Genomic DNA, 13,913 nt, shown 5'->3' with positions numbered 1-13,913 from the left:
CCCGGCGCTGTCCACACCCACCGATGAACGCTCCCGTCGACGTCTCCTTCTTTGCCCGCGCCGCCAAGCCGCTGAACAGCTACCGCAAGTACTGGGCAGCCCGTTTTGGCACAGCCAAGTTCCTGCCGACCACGCGCAAGGAAATGGACGCGCTCGGCTGGGACAGCTGCGACATCATCGTGGTCACGGGCGATGCCTACGTCGACCATCCGAGCTTCGGCATGTCGGTGATCGGCCGCATGCTCGAGGCGCAGGGCTTTCGCGTGGGCATCATCGCGCAGCCCGACTGGCAGAGCGCCGAGCCCTTCAAGGCACTGGGCAAACCGAACCTGTTCTTCGGCGTGACCGCCGGCAACATGGATTCGATGATCAACCGCTACACCGCGGACCGCAAGATCCGCAGCGACGACGCCTACACCCCCGGCGATGTCGGCGGCTCACGCCCCGACCGCGCGGCCATCGTGTATTCGCAGCGCTGCAAGGAAGCCTGGAACGACGTGCCGATCATCCTGGGCGGCATCGAGGGTTCGCTGCGCCGCATCGCGCACTACGACTACTGGTCGGACAAGGTGCGCCGCTCCATCGTCGTCGATTCCAAGTGCGACCTGCTGCTCTACGGCAACGCCGAGCGCGCCATCGTCGAGATCGCGCACCGCCTGGCCGCCAAGGAACCGGTGCAACAGATCACCGACGTGCGCGGCACCGCCTATGTGCGGCGCGAAACGCCCGAGGGCTGGTTCGAGATCGACTCCACCAGCGTGGACGAACCCGGCCGCGTCGAGGCGCACGTCAATCCGTACCTGATGGTGTCCGACCAGGCCAAGGCCAACGGCGCCACCTGTGCGAAGGAAGACGAGGCGAAGGACGTGGCCAAGGCGGCGGAAGCAGCGGGTTCGGCCGCCGTCAACCCCGCGATCAAGCCGCTCACCTTCATGCCCAATCCGGCATTGGCATCGCGCACGAAGATCAAGGTGCCGCCGCGCGACCGCTCGGTGATCCGCCTGCCTTCGTACGAACAGGTGCGCAGCGACCCGGTGCTCTACGCGCACGCCAACCGCGTGCTGCACCTCGAAACGAACCCCGGCAATGCCCGCGCGCTGGTGCAGGCGCATGGCGAAGGCGCCACGGCGCGCGACGTGTGGATCAACCCGCCGCCCATTCCGCTCACCACGGCCGAGATGGACTTGGTGTTCGACCTGCCGTATGCGCGCAGCCCGCATCCGCGCTACGCCGACGAGAACGGCAGCCACGACGGCGCCACCAAGATCCCCGCGTGGGAAATGATCCGCTTCAGCGTGAACATCATGCGCGGCTGTTTCGGCGGCTGCACCTTCTGCTCGATCACCGAGCACGAGGGCCGCATCATCCAGAGCCGCTCCGAAGAATCGATCATCAAGGAGGTCGAGGCCATCCGCGATTCGGTCAGCGGCTTCACCGGCACCATTTCCGACCTGGGCGGCCCCACGGCCAACATGTATCGCCTCGGCTGCAAGAGCCCCGAGATCGAATCGGCCTGCCGCAAGCCCAGCTGCGTGTACCCCGGCATCTGCCCGAACCTGGGCACGAACCACGACCCGCTCATCAAGATCTACCGCCGCGCGCGTGCGCTGCGCGGCATCAAGAAGATCCTGATCGGCTCGGGCCTGCGTTACGACCTGGCCGTGCAGTCGCCCGAGTACGTGAAGGAGCTGGTGCAGCACCACGTCGGCGGCTATCTCAAGATCGCGCCCGAGCACACCGAGCAGGGCCCGCTCACCAAGATGATGAAGCCCGGCATCGGCAGCTACGACAAGTTCAAGCAGATGTTCGAGAAGTTCTCGGCCGAGGCGGGCAAGAAGCAGTACCTCATTCCGTACTTCATCGCCGCGCATCCGGGCACCAGCGACGAGGACATGATGAACCTCGCGATCTGGCTCAAGAAGAACGGCTTCCGCGCCGACCAGGTGCAGACCTTCTATCCGTCGCCCATGGCCACCGCGACGACGATGTACCACACCAACAAGAACCCGCTGCGCAAGATCACGCGCGAGAGCGAAACGGTGGACATCGTGCGCGGCGACAAGCGCCGCCGCCTGCACAAGGCCTTTCTGCGCTACCACGACGCCAACAACTGGCCGCTGCTGCGCGAAGCCTTGAAGAGCATGGGTCGCGCCGACCTGATCGGCAACGGCAAGCACCATCTCATTCCGACGTGGCAGCCCCTGACCGATGGCGGCTACACGAGCGCGCGCCGCAAGAATTCGACCTCCGCGCCGCCGGTCACGGCCAAGGCCGCGGCGCCTGTGAGGCTCGCGCCCGTCAAGCCCTCCAAGGGCCGCATGCTCACGCAGCACACCGGCCTGCCGCCGCGGGACATCGGCAGCAAGCCGACCGGCAAGCCCTCGCGCAAGGTGCGCTGACCGGCGGCACGCGACGGACGGACTTCAGGCCGCGGGATGAATCTCCCGCAGCCAGAAGACCCAGGCCAGCACGGCCGCGCAGTGAAGGGCCACCGTGGCGCGGTACACCACCAGAAAACCCTGCTTGCTCGACTTGTGGCGCAGCAGTCTTTGCGCGGCCCAGGCCCCCGGCCAGCCGCCGATCAGCGCAAGCAGGTGCAGGGTGCTTTCCTTCGTGCGCCAGCGGCCTGTTTGCGCGGCGTTCTTGTCGAGGGCGTAGGCGATGAAGGCCAGCAGGCTCAGGCCGGGAACCGCGCCGAGCACCAGCAGCGGCAGGCGGCCGGTCCACACGGCAACGCCGAGCAGCAGCCCGTAGGCCAGCAGAAAGAGCATGCCCCATGAGCCCGAGGACCCGGACGCGCTTGCACCTCTGGGATTCGAGCGAGGCAGGGACCGGCGCCGGTCATTGACGGGCGCTGGCCGCGGCGATGGCGGCGATGGCCGCGATGCCGCCGCTTGCATTGCCTGCACCGCCACGGCGCGCGGTCCCTTGCCGCCGACATGGATCTCTTCGAAGCTCAGTGCCATGCCCACCTGCGGCGACACCCGCCTGTCGCTGAAGTCGCGCAGGTGCACGAACACGTCGGCCGACACCTCGGGGCTGCGGATGAAGCCGAAGCCGCGATCGGCCTCCCAGCGGACGAGTCGACCTTGGCGTTTCATGTGGCGTGAAGGGCTGGGGGAGGGCACATGGCCGCAATTCTCTCTTGTGCTTTCTCTTGTGCTTTTCCTTGCCCTCTCCGCGCCCCGGCGCCTATCATCGGCCGCTCATGCACCCCCACCTGCACCACTCTCCCCCTCCGCCGAACTGCCGCTGACGCGCGCCTCGCGCCGCGCTCAGACCTGCAAGTGGTCGCCGCCGTCCGCCTCCCCTCGTCGAGGCCGGATGACGGCCGGATGGTCATGCCCGCCCTCGACAAGAAAGAGCGGCAGGCGTCATGGAGAGTTTCAACAATGAACGCAAGAATGTCTGCCGCCCTGGCCTGGGGCGGCGTGTTGCTGGCCGGAGCGCTGTGGGGCGGCGGCGCGCTGGTGGCGCAATTCCTCATCGATGGCGGGATCGCGCCGCAGAGCCTGTCGCTGGCGCGCTTTGCGCTCGGCGTGCCGCTGTTGTGGTGGCTGCACTGGAGGGCGCAACGCGCCTCGCAATCGCCGAATGCGCGCTGGCGCCATCTCACGCGACAAGAGCAGGTCCAGGTGATCGGCACCGGCGCCGCGATGGCGCTCAACGTGAGCTGCTGGTTCGCCGGCATCGCGCACCTGGGCGCGGCGCTGCCGACAGTGATCTCGATCTGCTGCGCGCCGGTGATCGTGGTGCTGGTGTCGGTCGCACGCGGCTACGAACGCTTCGGCCTGCGCCTTTTCGCCGGATTGGTGCTGGCGCTCGCAGGCGTGGCGCTGCTCGTTGTGCCGGCCGAGGGCTGGGGGCCGCTGCCCGCGGGACATGCCGCAGGGCTGGCGTGGTCGTTCGGCTCGGCCCTCTGCTATGCGCTGGTGGTGCTCGGCAATGCGCGCATGCCGCTGCGCGTGCCGGCCGTGACCGCATCGGCCTGGGGCATGAGCGTGGCTGCGCTGTGCATGCTCGCGGTGGCATGGTCTACCGGCATCACATGGCCCGCCGGCACGGCCCAGTGGGCGGGCGCCGCCTACACGGGCGTGGTCACGACCTCGGTGGCCTACCTGGCCTTTGCCTGGGGCGCGCGGCGCCTGTCGCCCACGGCGGCGGTGGTCGGTACCTTGATCGAGCCGCTGGTCGCCGCCTTGCTCGCGGCGTTGCTGCTCGCACAACCGATGGCGCCGCGCCAGTGGCTGGGTGCGGTGCTGCTGGCGATGGCCATGCTGCTGCTCATGCGGCCGAACAGGCGCGCGTAGCGCGAACGAAGCCGGGGCGCGCAGGACGCGACCGTCCGTTGTATGGTGTGGCCCCATGAGCAGTTCGCCCCGCCTGCCGGTATCGTGGATGCGCACCCTGGCCGGTGCCGTCCTGCTTGCTTTCTCGCTTCCGGTTCTGGCGGCCGCGCCCGATCCCGCCGCCCCGGGCGGCCCGGCCCAGGCACTGCGTGCCGCCCACCAGCGCATGAGCGACAAGCTCGACAGCAGCAGCTTCGGACGCCCCGTGCTGCTCGATTCGAGCGAGACGCCCGGCGGGCTTGAGGGCGACATCTACGCGGTCATCGACCACCCGCTGTCGGCGGTCACCGCCGCCTTCAAAGGCTCGACCCATTGGTGCGAGTTGCTCACGCTGCACATCAACAACCGGCGCTGCAAGACCGGGACGGCGCAAGGGCGCGAAACGCTCACGCTCTACGTCGTGCGGCGCTACGACAAGCCGGTCGAGCAAGCCTTCGAGCTGCCCTTCGTGTATCGCGTGGCGAACGCTACGCCCGAGCACCTGGCGGTCGAGCTCTCGGCCGCGAGCGGGCCTTTCGGCACCAGCAACTACCGGGTCACGCTCGAAGCCGTGGCGCTCGACGCGCAGAAAAGCTTCGTGCATTTCAGCTATGGCTACGACCACAACATGATGGTGCGGCTCGCCACCCAGGCCTACCTGGCAACCTTCGGCCGCGACAAGGTCGGCTTCACGGTGACGGGCAAGACGCCCGATGGCAAGCCCGAATACATCCGCGGCCCGCGCGGGCTGGTGGAGCGCAATGCCATGCGCTACTTCCTCACGCTCGACGCCTACCTGTCGACCGATGCCAAGGACGCCGCCGAGCGGCGGCAGCGCCATTGGTTCGCGGCGGTCGAGCAGTACCCGCGCCAGCTGCGCGAGGTCGACCTGGACACGTACCTCGCGCTCAAGCGCGAAGACCGCCAGCGCGACGCCGCCGGCCGCTGAACCCCCTTGTCAGCCTGCCAGCGTGAGCAGCGGCACGTCGCGTTCGCGGCTCATGGCATCGAGCTCGGCACGGGTGCGGGTGGAGAGCCAGGCCGCCAGTGCTTCGTGCGTGGCCGCGGCCATCATGTCCGGCGGTGTCACGCCCGCCGCTTCGCAGAGGCGATTCGCAAAATGCGGCTCCAGCGCCGCAACCGCCACGCGGCCGTCGGCGCACGGGTAGACGCGGTAGCCCGCATGCGCGCCGCCGACCGCGCCCGTGGGCTGCGTGAGGCCCCAGGTGCGCGGCAGCGCCAGCCAGTCGGCCGAGGCGTTCAAGGCCACTTCGAGATGGATGCCCGCGGTTTTGTCGCCGCCTCGCGCACGGCGAAGCACGGCCGTCAGCACGGCCTCGCTCGCGAGCAGCGCACCGCCCATGTCGGCGTAGAGCGTGGGCGGCAGCTCGGTGCCGGTGACCAGGCCGCTCTCGGCGAGGTAGGTGAGGTCATGGCCCGGCTCTTCGGCGCGCTCGCCCGGCGCACCGACGATGGCCACCTGCGACAGCGACGGATGGCGCGCCTGCAGAACGGGCCAGTCCAGGCCGAGCTTGCGCAGTGCGGAAGGGCGGAAGGAGGTGAGCAGCACGTCCGTGCTCGCCAGCGCTTCGTGCAGCTTTTGCTGCCCCGCGTCGGTCTTGAGGTCGGCCGTGTCGACGGCGATGCCTTCGTGCAGCGCGGCATAGGCGGGCCGGTTGTAGAGCGCCATCGGGTCGCCACTGGGCGGCTCCAGCTTCAGGCAGGCGGCGCCCATCTGGCGGCAGCGCAGCAGCGCCGCCGGGCCGGGCAGGTTGAGCGCAAGGCTCAGGACGCGCACGCCGGCTAGCGGCAGGAAGGGTGGGGTGGCGGGGCTGGACATGGGCGTTGGGGTCGGAGAGGAACAAGTCAAAGCCATTCTCACCGTGTCTCACCGCGCCCGCTGCACGGAGCCAGATTCCGCAAGCCGCCGTCCGAACGGCGCGCGTAGCATGCGCGATGGCAGCGCTCGCCCTTGCCGCCGCCTCAACGAACCAGGAGACACCCCATGTTCGAAGCTTCCCTGATGAGCGGCCAGCGCATCCTCGTGACCGGTGGCGGCACCGGCCTCGGCCGCGCGATGGCCGAGCGCTTCTTGAGTCTTGGCGCGGACATCGCCATCTGCGGCCGGCGCCAGTCGGTCTGTGAGGAAACGGCAGCCCGGTGGCGCCAGCAGTTTCCGCAGCGGCGCATCGACACCTTCGGCGTGGACATCCGCATCGCGCAGAGCGTCGACGAGATGGTCGAGAGCCTGTTCCAGAGCGGTGGCCTCACAGGCCTTGTCAACAACGCCGCGGGCAACTTCGTGGCGCCCACCGAGAGCCTCTCGCCCCGCGCCTTCGACGCGATCGCCAACATCGTCTTCCACGGCAGTTTCTACGTGACGCAGGCCGTGGGCAAGCGATGGGTGGCCGAGGCCAAGGCCGGCCAATGGAAGCAGGGCGACCCCTTCCGCAGCGTGATGAGCATCATCGTCACCTGGGTCGACAACGGCAGCCCCTACGTCGTGCCCTCGGCCATGAGCAAGGCGGGTATCGAGGTGATGACCAAGTCGCTCGCGGTGGAATGGGCGCGGCACGGCATCCGCCTGAACGCCGTGGGCCCCGGCGAGATTCCGACCGAAGGCATGAGCAAGCGCCTGAACCCCGGCGAGGAACCCGGCGCGCGCACCGTGCAGATGAGCCCGATGGGGCGCACCGGCCGCATGAGCGAGCTGCAGAACATCGCAGCCTTTTTGATGGCGCCCGGCCAGTGCGACTGGCTCACCGGCCAGAGCATCATGATGGACGGCGGCAACGCGCTGGCCAACGGCGGCAACTTCTACGAGCTGCGCCAGTGGACCGACACCGACTGGCAGGACGCGCGCGAACGCATCGAGGCGCAGAACCAGAAGGACAAGGCGCAGCGCTGAGGGCGCCGCCGGCCCCGGTTCAGGCCGCGCTCAGCCTTCGATGTCCGCGCCGCGCTCGGCCAGCAGGCCGCGCAGCAGCGAGCGGTGGCAGCGCGATTCGTCCTCGCAGTAGCAGCCCACCGACAGCGCCGTGCCGTGCGACAGCGCAGCCAGCAGGTCGAGGCTGCGGCTCGCGTCGGCCTCGGCCATCTCGGCCTTGTACTTGCGCACGAAGGCGTTCCACTGCGCGGGCGTTTCGGCTTCCTGGCCCAGCTTCATGGTCTCGGCGGAGGGCGCGAGGTTGGGGTACCACACGTCGTACCAGTTCTGCGATGCGAACTCGGCTTTGGGCACGCCGCGCGGCGGACGTCGAACGGTGCCTACGCGCAGGCCTTCGCCGGGTGCGCGCGCTGTGCCGAGGCGAATGATGCGAATGCTCATGGATGGTGCCTCCTTCAGGTGCCGACGATGCCGCCGTCGCGCCGCCGGATTGCCAGCGTTGCCGAGCGCGGCCGTGCGCTGCCGGGTGCGGTGCCGTCGGGCCAGGCGCTGTTGTGGGTGGTGCCGCCGTCGTCGCGCACTTCGCCCGGATGCTGGATGTTGACGAACAGCGTGCGGCGGTCGGGCGTGACCACGCAGCCGGTGATTTCGCTGCCGTTCGGCGCGGTCATGAAGCGCCTGATGCGGCCGGTGGCGGGGTCGGCGCACAGCATCTGGTTGTTGCCCAGCGAGGCGTAGGCGGGCTTGCCGATCACTTGGCCGCTCTTGTCGGTCTGGATCCAGAGCAGCCCGCCGCTGTCGAAGTGCAGGCCGTCGGGGCTGCCGAAGATGTCGGCCTCGGCCGAGAGGTAGCGCGCGCCGCTGCCGGCCTGGGCGGGGTCGCCGGCCAGGGCGAAGTGTTCCCAGGCGAAGTCCGTCGAAGCCGCGTCGCCGCCGTCCTCGCGCCAGCGCAGGATGCCGCCGAAAAGATTGTTCGCGCGCGGGTTGGCGGCGTCGGGCGCCGGCTTGCCCGCGTCGCCGCGCTGGCTGTTGTTGGTGAGGGTGACGTACACCTCGCCGCTTTGGGGATGCACCGCGATCCATTCGGGGCGGTCCATCTTCGTGCCGCCGACGATGTCTCCGGCGAGGCGCGCGTGGATCAGCACCTCGGCCTGGTCGGCAAAGCCGCTGGCCGCGTCGATGCCGTTGCGGCCGTGGGTGAGCTCCAGCCAGCGGCCCTTGCCGTCGGCGTCGAAGCGCGCCACGTAGAGCGTGCCTTCGTCGAGCAGGCGGCTGTTGGCCGCTGCCGCAGATCGGTCGCGCCCGGCCTGGACGCGCCCCGTGCTGACGAACTTGTAGATGTATTCGAAGCGCGCGTCGTCGCCCATGTAGACCACCACGCGGCCGTCCTTGGAGACCGTGCAGGTCGCGCTTTCCTGGCGCTTGCGGCCCAGCGCCGTGCGCTTGATGGGCGTGGCGGCGGGGTCGAAGGGGTCGATCTCGACGACCCAGCCGAAGCGGTGGGGCTCGTGGGGGTGGCGGCTCAGGTCGAAGCGCTCTTCGAAGCGCCAGTACTCCACCCATTGCGCGCCCGCCACCGTGTCGTAGCGCCGCTGCGCGTCCGTGGCGGCCGTCGCCGCTTCCTTCGGGCCGCCGAAGTAGCCGTGGAAGTTTTCTTCGCAGGTGAGGTAGGTGCCCCAGGGCGTCACGCCCATCGCGCAGTTGGCGAAGGTGCCCAGCACCCGGTGGCCGGCCGGATCGGCGGCGGTGCGCATCAGCGGCGTGCCGGCGGCGGGGCCGGCAATGCGCATGGGCGTGTTGCCGTGCACGCGGCGCGCATAGGGCGAAGGCCGCACCTGCTGCCAGCCTTCGGCGGTGCGCCGGATCTCGATCACCGACACGCCCATCGCGTGCAGCGACTTGCGCACCTTGTCGGCGGTCCATTCCTTGATGCCGTCCGTGTGCAGCAGCTGCTCGTCGGTGTACTCGTGGTTCATCACGAGCAGCGCGCGGTCGGTCCCGGAGAGCGGAAAGAAGTGCATGCCGTCGTGGTGCATGCCGGCCTGCAGCGCCTGCTCGTCGGCGCTGTTGCCGCCGTTCGGTGCAAAGGGCGGCATCCGCCCGGCGATGCCCGTGGGCGCGCCCCAGGGGTAAAGCAGCTGCCACTCGTACTCGGGCGGGATCACGACGGCATCGCGCAAGGACGCGGGCACTGCGGTAAAGCCTGGGCTCGCCTTCGCCAAGCGGGAGGCCGCCGGAGACGCGGCATGCGACTGCCCGAACAGCGCCACCACGGCGGCGACAGAACCCGATTGCAGGAGAAAGTGACGGCGGTCCAGCGGCATGGCGAAGGTGTGGGGTGGGGCGACAGCCGCCATCATCGCCCAGCTCCCATGGCAGATGCGGCAGGCGCACCGGGTGATACTGGCGCCGAAACCCACAAGGAGACATGCAATGAGCGACCGCATCGAATGGACCCGCCACGCCGACGGCGTGGTGCAACTGCAGCTGGCACGCGCCGACAAGATGAACGCGCTGGACCCCGCGATGTTCGATGCGCTGATCGAAGCCGGCGAGGCCCTTTGCGGCGATGCGGCCGTGCGCGCTGTGGTGATCTCCGGCCGCGGCAAGGCGTTCTGCGCGGGGCTCGACATGGCCTCGTTCGAGCGCATGCAGCAGGGCGCGGGCGCCGAGGTGCTGGGCGAGGGCGCAGCGGGCGCCGACCTGGTCCGGCGCACGCACGGCATCTCCAACGCCGCGCAGCAGGTCGCGATGGTGTGGCGCGACGTGCCGGTGCCCGTCATTGCCGCGGTGCACGGCGTGGCCTTCGGCGGCGGTCTTCAGGTGGCGCTGGGCGCGGACATTCGTATCGTCGCGCCCGACACGAAGCTGTCGGTCATGGAGATCAAGTGGGGCCTGGTGCCCGACATGGCCGGCATGGTGCTGATGCGCGAACTCGCGCGCAGCGACGTGGTGCGCGAACTCACCTTCACCGGGCGCATCTTCTCGGGCGAAGAGGCGCTGCGGATCGGCTTTGCCACGCGGCTGTCGGCCGACCCGCTGGACGCGGCGCTGCAAATGGCGCACGAGATCGCGGGCAAGAGCCCCGATGCGATCCGCGCCGGCAAGCGGTTGCTCAATGCGTCGCTCTCGCAAGACGCTGCACAGCTGCTGATCGCCGAGTCGGTCGAGCAGAAGGCGCTGATTGGCAGTGCCAACCAGATCGAGGCGGTGAAGGCCAACATCGAGCGCCGCGCGCCCCGTTTCGACCCGCCCGCCTGACCGGCGAACTCACGGCTTCTGCGTTTGCATCCGCGCCTGATACCGAGGCGCGGAACCTTCCTTTTTCGCGTTTCGCCGTTTCCTGGGATGCCTCAAAAAGCAGCACCCCTTTTTCCCTTCAAGCGCCCGTATGTAAGAATTAAGTGGTTGTTTTATGGTGAAAATGAATAGAAATGGAGTCAATTTGTGTGCAGAAGGTCACGCCTTGCCGCAGCGTCGTCTCCTGTATGGATGGCTTCTGAGCCCGCAGTCATAAACAATCGACGGCTTTGCCCCGCGACGGCGATCCTGCATGTCGACCACGTTTTTCTGTAACCTCAGTGTGCCCATCCTGGTGGGCGAGGATCGCTACAAGTACGTCCCCATCGTCGGGGTTTTTCGCAGCATTCCCTTCGACCAGGTCGACGAGTGGGTGATGCACCCCGACGGCGGACCGCGCAGCGACCGCGAACTCGCGGCCGAAGTGCTTGTCGAGATCCGCAAGCCGCTCGGCGGAAGCGGGCGCACCGCGCCGCACGCCTTCGAAGTGGCCGACATCCTTCAACTCGATCGTGCGGCCGCGATCGTCGTTTCCACTTTTCTCGCCGCACTGCCTCGCATCTGAGGCGTTCCCGTTCCCCGATTTCCGCGCCTGGCTGGCTAGCGCTTGCCCCGCGCATCCACCGGCCAGATCGCCATCAGCTTGCCACCATCGACCACGTGATACCAGTCGTGCAGGTTCACGGTGGGGTCGCAATGCGGCGTCACGAATTCGACGCGGGTGCCCAGCGCCGGCCGCGGCCCCGCAACCATCAGCTTGCCGTGCTCGTCGCCGAAAAAGGCGTAGCGGCTCGCGGCGTCCACGCCCTTGGCCACCAGCGGCACGCCGCTGTCGGTCGAAAAGCATTTGCTGCCGCCGTCGACCGTGACCCATTCCGCCGCGTTGGTGCTCACCACCGCCGTCTGCACGAACAGCGAGACCTCGAAGGGCGACGGCTCCGTGCCCGAGGCCAGCACCTGCGCGTATTCGGCGTCCATGAACACATAGGAGCCGGCCTGCAGTTCGGTGAAGGCGTTGTCCTGCGAATCGAGGTCGTGCGTGCCGGTGCCGGCACCGGTGACGATCTCGAAATGAATCCCTTGCCGCCTGGCCGCCGCGACGATGCCCGCCACCGTTTCGCGCAGCGCCGCAGCGGCCGCACTGCGCTCGTCGCGCGCCACGATGTGCTGCAGGTTGCCCGCATAGGCTTGCAGCCCGCGCAGGCGCAGGCGAGGCTCGGCGGCAATCAGCGCCGCGAGTTCGAGCACCTGCGCCTCGGTGGCGGCGCCGGTGCGGTTGTAGCCGGCGCCGTAGTCCACCAGCACGTCCAGCGGATGCGTGAGGCCGCCTGCGGCCTGCGCCAGATCGGCGGCGTTGCGCGGGTTGTCCACCACCACCATCAGGCCGCCCGGCACCGCATGCTGCGCGAGCTTGACCAGGCGCGCGATCTTGCTCGGGGTGACGGCCGGCGAGGTGACGAGCACGCCGCGGATGCCCGCATTGACCATGATCTCCGCCTCGCCCATGGTGACGCAGCTCACGCCGATGGCGCCGGCCGCCACCTGCCGGCGGGCGATCTCGACCGACTTGTGGGTCTTGACGTGCGGGCGCAGATGGATGCCGCGTGCCTTGGCAAAGGCGGCCATGCGTTCGATGTTGCGCGTCATCGCGGGCAGGTCGACGAGCAGGGCGGGGGTGTCGAGCAGATGACGACCGCCGGGAACACCGATCAGCGGCGCATTGACTTGCTGCGCGAGAGACATGGGGCAACCTTTATTCGAAGAGTGAAGGTTGCGATGCTGCCACGGTATTTCAGGGTCGCAGGGCCATCCACCACAGCAGCGCCGCATTGGCGGCCCAACTGCCCGCCAGCAGCAACACGGCGGTGCTCGCCACGCCGGGCGAGAGGTCCAGCGTGGCCAGGCTCAGCGACCACGGCAGCCCGCCCACGATGGAGAGCAGCATGCCCGTGTCGCTTTCCGGAACGATGGCACTGGTCAGGATGCAGGCCACGCCGGCAACCGTGTAGATCGACGCGGCAAGGCGCCATGCGGGGCGTGCCGACAATCTTCTGGAGCCCGGTGAACTCGCGGTGGACATGACCCGAGCATCGCCGATCGCGGGGCATGCCGTGAAGGGCGTGTGCGCGTCGGGATGTAGTGTTTTGGCGACGTCCCGCTGGCGGTTTGCCAAGCCGTCCAAGGCATGCGGAAGCGGTGCTGGCCGCAGGGCATTTTTCAATGCGCGGCCGCAGGGTTTCTGGACGCCGCGGCACAGGGACGCCGCGAAAGCGTCATGGCCGCTTCTTCGATCTGTCACCCACCGGCGCCACCATGCCCGCATGGCTGGCCAACTTATCTCCATCGCCCTGACCGTCGACCAACACGATGCCGGGGACTATTTCTGGGTGCTGCTGGAATCCTTCGACCACTCGATGGAATTCGAGCCGTTGATGGAGGCCGCCACCGGCTTTGCCACTTACGCGGATGCGCTGCACGCGGGCTATGTGGTGCTCAAGGGGCTGTCGGACGACCTGGACGTGGGGCCGCGCGAAGAGGGCGACGATCCGGCGTTCGTGGCGATGGATGACGAGATGGACGACGCGAGGGACGACTGTCCATCGGGTATCGCGAACTGATGCGTGCTTGATCGGGCGGGCCGGCTTGCCGCTCCAGGGCCTGTACACAGGTTCGCGCAAGGGCACGCAGGCCCGCAGCAGGACGATAATTGACACTTATTCATTCCTCCGTCTGCCCGACCCATGCCCACACTTTCACGCTTCCAAAAAGAACAGGCGCTCAAGGCCGCCGGCGTGCTGGTGCCGCCTTACCCCCTTGCCCCAGCCGAGACGGATGCGGCGGACCAGGCCGCGGCCGACCGGGCGTTTCTGGCGGCGGGCACGGCATGGGAGCACGAGGTCGATCGCCTGTACCTGCAATTGCTCATGACCCGGCCGGAAGAGGGCGCCGACGAGAGCATTCACGGCTTCGTCTCGGTGTGTGAAACCCAGGGCCTGTCCGCCGCGCTGGCGCAGCTCAACAGCCGCGTCAGCCATCGCTTCACGGCGGTGTACCGTCTGGACGGCGAGTTGCTGCGCAACGTCGAGCTGGTCGACAAGGCCGGCGAAGCCCGTCCGGAGTACCTGGCGGAAGTGCCCATGGGCACGAGCTTCTGCCAGTTCGTGCTGCGGGATGGTCTGTTCATGACGAGCAACTCCGGCGGCGACGACCGCCTGGACGGCCACCCCTACAAGGGCGTGATGGTGGCCTATCACGGCGTGCCGATTCCGGGCCGCAACGGCTCGCTGTTCGGTACCCTGTGCCATTTCGACGTGCAGGAGCAGCCCTTGAGCGATGCCGAGTTCGCACACCTGCGCAACGTGGCCAGGGTGCTGCCCTCGTTCCTCGTCGAATAGGGC

At 68.5% G+C, this 13,913-nt stretch carries 14 protein-coding genes; 8 read left to right on the top strand and 6 right to left on the bottom strand.

Annotated elements, in window-relative coordinates:
* Positions 1–23 precede the first annotated feature (23 nt).
* Positions 24–2,399: a YgiQ family radical SAM protein gene (locus ABIC90_RS07660; RefSeq protein WP_354353488.1), complete on the top strand. Its 2,376-nt coding sequence runs from the start codon at positions 24–26 to the stop codon at positions 2,397–2,399.
* A 24-nt stretch (positions 2,400–2,423) separates the two neighbouring features.
* On the opposite strand, the gene ABIC90_RS07655 is transcribed toward ABIC90_RS07660, so the two are convergent.
* Complete coding sequence (locus ABIC90_RS07655) at positions 2,424–3,101, bottom strand: cold shock and DUF1294 domain-containing protein (protein ID WP_354353487.1); 678 nt, start codon at positions 3,099–3,101, stop codon at positions 2,424–2,426.
* Between the two features lie 303 nt (positions 3,102–3,404).
* Here ABIC90_RS07655 and ABIC90_RS07650 point away from each other — a divergent pair, with 303 nt between their 5' ends.
* Together ABIC90_RS07650 and ABIC90_RS07645 are read left to right on the top strand one after the other, a co-directional pair.
* On the top strand, positions 3,405–4,310 hold the full coding sequence (locus ABIC90_RS07650; protein WP_354353486.1) for a DMT family transporter: 906 nt from the start codon (positions 3,405–3,407) through the stop codon (positions 4,308–4,310).
* Between the two features lie 55 nt (positions 4,311–4,365).
* On the top strand, positions 4,366–5,277 hold the full coding sequence (locus ABIC90_RS07645; RefSeq protein WP_354353485.1) for a hypothetical protein: 912 nt from the start codon (positions 4,366–4,368) through the stop codon (positions 5,275–5,277).
* 9 nt (positions 5,278–5,286) lie between these two features.
* Here ABIC90_RS07645 and ABIC90_RS07640 read toward each other — a convergent pair whose 3' ends face one another.
* Complete coding sequence (locus ABIC90_RS07640) at positions 5,287–6,168, bottom strand: CoA transferase (RefSeq protein WP_354353484.1); 882 nt, start codon at positions 6,166–6,168, stop codon at positions 5,287–5,289.
* A 165-nt stretch (positions 6,169–6,333) separates the two neighbouring features.
* Between ABIC90_RS07640 and ABIC90_RS07635 the strand changes: the two genes are divergently transcribed.
* Entirely contained in the window at positions 6,334–7,236 is a 903-nt protein-coding gene (locus ABIC90_RS07635; RefSeq protein WP_354353483.1) for an SDR family oxidoreductase, read from the top strand.
* Between the two features lie 30 nt (positions 7,237–7,266).
* On the opposite strand, the gene ABIC90_RS07630 is transcribed toward ABIC90_RS07635, so the two are convergent.
* Positions 7,267–7,656 carry a DUF488 domain-containing protein gene (locus ABIC90_RS07630; protein ID WP_354353482.1) on the bottom strand — a complete coding sequence of 130 codons (390 nt, stop codon included), beginning with the start codon at positions 7,654–7,656 and terminating at the stop codon, positions 7,267–7,269.
* 14 nt (positions 7,657–7,670) lie between these two features.
* Entirely contained in the window at positions 7,671–9,539 is a 1,869-nt protein-coding gene (locus ABIC90_RS07625; RefSeq protein ID WP_436318181.1) for a PhoX family protein, read from the bottom strand.
* Positions 9,540–9,648: 109 nt separating this feature from the next.
* Between ABIC90_RS07625 and ABIC90_RS07620 the strand changes: the two genes are divergently transcribed.
* Positions 9,649–10,476 (top strand): crotonase/enoyl-CoA hydratase family protein, encoded by an 828-nt coding sequence (locus ABIC90_RS07620; protein WP_354353480.1) that lies wholly within the window; start codon positions 9,649–9,651, stop codon positions 10,474–10,476.
* A gap of 292 nt (positions 10,477–10,768) precedes the next feature.
* Positions 10,769–11,080 (top strand): hypothetical protein, encoded by a 312-nt coding sequence (locus tag ABIC90_RS07615; protein WP_354353479.1) that lies wholly within the window; start codon positions 10,769–10,771, stop codon positions 11,078–11,080.
* 35 nt (positions 11,081–11,115) lie between these two features.
* Here ABIC90_RS07615 and ABIC90_RS07610 read toward each other — a convergent pair whose 3' ends face one another.
* Both ABIC90_RS07610 and ABIC90_RS07605 read right to left on the bottom strand, forming a co-directional pair.
* Positions 11,116–12,258, bottom strand: coding sequence for a DSD1 family PLP-dependent enzyme (locus tag ABIC90_RS07610; protein WP_354353478.1), 1,143 nt, complete (start codon positions 12,256–12,258; stop codon positions 11,116–11,118).
* A gap of 49 nt (positions 12,259–12,307) precedes the next feature.
* Positions 12,308–12,595 carry a hypothetical protein gene (locus ABIC90_RS07605; RefSeq protein WP_354353477.1) on the bottom strand — a complete coding sequence of 96 codons (288 nt, stop codon included), beginning with the start codon at positions 12,593–12,595 and terminating at the stop codon, positions 12,308–12,310.
* Positions 12,596–12,836: 241 nt separating this feature from the next.
* On the opposite strand from ABIC90_RS07605, the gene ABIC90_RS07600 reads away from it, so the two are divergent.
* Entirely contained in the window at positions 12,837–13,133 is a 297-nt protein-coding gene (locus ABIC90_RS07600; protein WP_354353476.1) for a hypothetical protein, read from the top strand.
* 123 nt (positions 13,134–13,256) lie between these two features.
* Positions 13,257–13,910: a hypothetical protein gene (locus tag ABIC90_RS07595; RefSeq protein ID WP_354353475.1), complete on the top strand. Its 654-nt coding sequence runs from the start codon at positions 13,257–13,259 to the stop codon at positions 13,908–13,910.
* The last annotated feature ends 3 nt before the right edge of the window (positions 13,911–13,913 follow it).

The sequence above is a fragment of the Variovorax boronicumulans genome (assembly GCF_040544675.1).
In the GTDB taxonomy this organism is placed as follows: Bacteria; Pseudomonadota; Gammaproteobacteria; order Burkholderiales; family Burkholderiaceae_C; genus Variovorax; species Variovorax boronicumulans_D.
Note: the sequence above shows the minus strand (reverse complement) of the source record. Positions and strands in the feature narration are given on the sequence as shown.

What these genes read in the sequence shown, in the direction of transcription:
- ABIC90_RS07660 (WP_354353488.1), top strand. Translation starts at nt 24, where the DNA reads ATGAACGCTCCCGTCGACGTCTCCTTCTTTGCCCGCGCCGCCAAGCCG.
- ABIC90_RS07655 (WP_354353487.1), bottom strand. Translation starts at nt 3,101, where the DNA reads ATGAAACGCCAAGGTCGACTCGTCCGCTGGGAGGCCGATCGCGGCTTC.
- ABIC90_RS07650 (WP_354353486.1), top strand. Translation starts at nt 3,405, where the DNA reads ATGTCTGCCGCCCTGGCCTGGGGCGGCGTGTTGCTGGCCGGAGCGCTG.
- ABIC90_RS07645 (WP_354353485.1), top strand. Translation starts at nt 4,366, where the DNA reads ATGAGCAGTTCGCCCCGCCTGCCGGTATCGTGGATGCGCACCCTGGCC.
- ABIC90_RS07640 (WP_354353484.1), bottom strand. Translation starts at nt 6,168, where the DNA reads ATGTCCAGCCCCGCCACCCCACCCTTCCTGCCGCTAGCCGGCGTGCGC.
- ABIC90_RS07635 (WP_354353483.1), top strand. Translation starts at nt 6,334, where the DNA reads ATGTTCGAAGCTTCCCTGATGAGCGGCCAGCGCATCCTCGTGACCGGT.
- ABIC90_RS07630 (WP_354353482.1), bottom strand. Translation starts at nt 7,656, where the DNA reads ATGAGCATTCGCATCATTCGCCTCGGCACAGCGCGCGCACCCGGCGAA.
- ABIC90_RS07625 (WP_436318181.1), bottom strand. Translation starts at nt 9,539, where the DNA reads ATGCCGCTGGACCGCCGTCACTTTCTCCTGCAATCGGGTTCTGTCGCC.
- ABIC90_RS07620 (WP_354353480.1), top strand. Translation starts at nt 9,649, where the DNA reads ATGAGCGACCGCATCGAATGGACCCGCCACGCCGACGGCGTGGTGCAA.
- ABIC90_RS07615 (WP_354353479.1), top strand. Translation starts at nt 10,769, where the DNA reads ATGTCGACCACGTTTTTCTGTAACCTCAGTGTGCCCATCCTGGTGGGC.
- ABIC90_RS07610 (WP_354353478.1), bottom strand. Translation starts at nt 12,258, where the DNA reads ATGTCTCTCGCGCAGCAAGTCAATGCGCCGCTGATCGGTGTTCCCGGC.
- ABIC90_RS07605 (WP_354353477.1), bottom strand. Translation starts at nt 12,595, where the DNA reads ATGTCCACCGCGAGTTCACCGGGCTCCAGAAGATTGTCGGCACGCCCC.
- ABIC90_RS07600 (WP_354353476.1), top strand. Translation starts at nt 12,837, where the DNA reads ATGGCTGGCCAACTTATCTCCATCGCCCTGACCGTCGACCAACACGAT.
- ABIC90_RS07595 (WP_354353475.1), top strand. Translation starts at nt 13,257, where the DNA reads ATGCCCACACTTTCACGCTTCCAAAAAGAACAGGCGCTCAAGGCCGCC.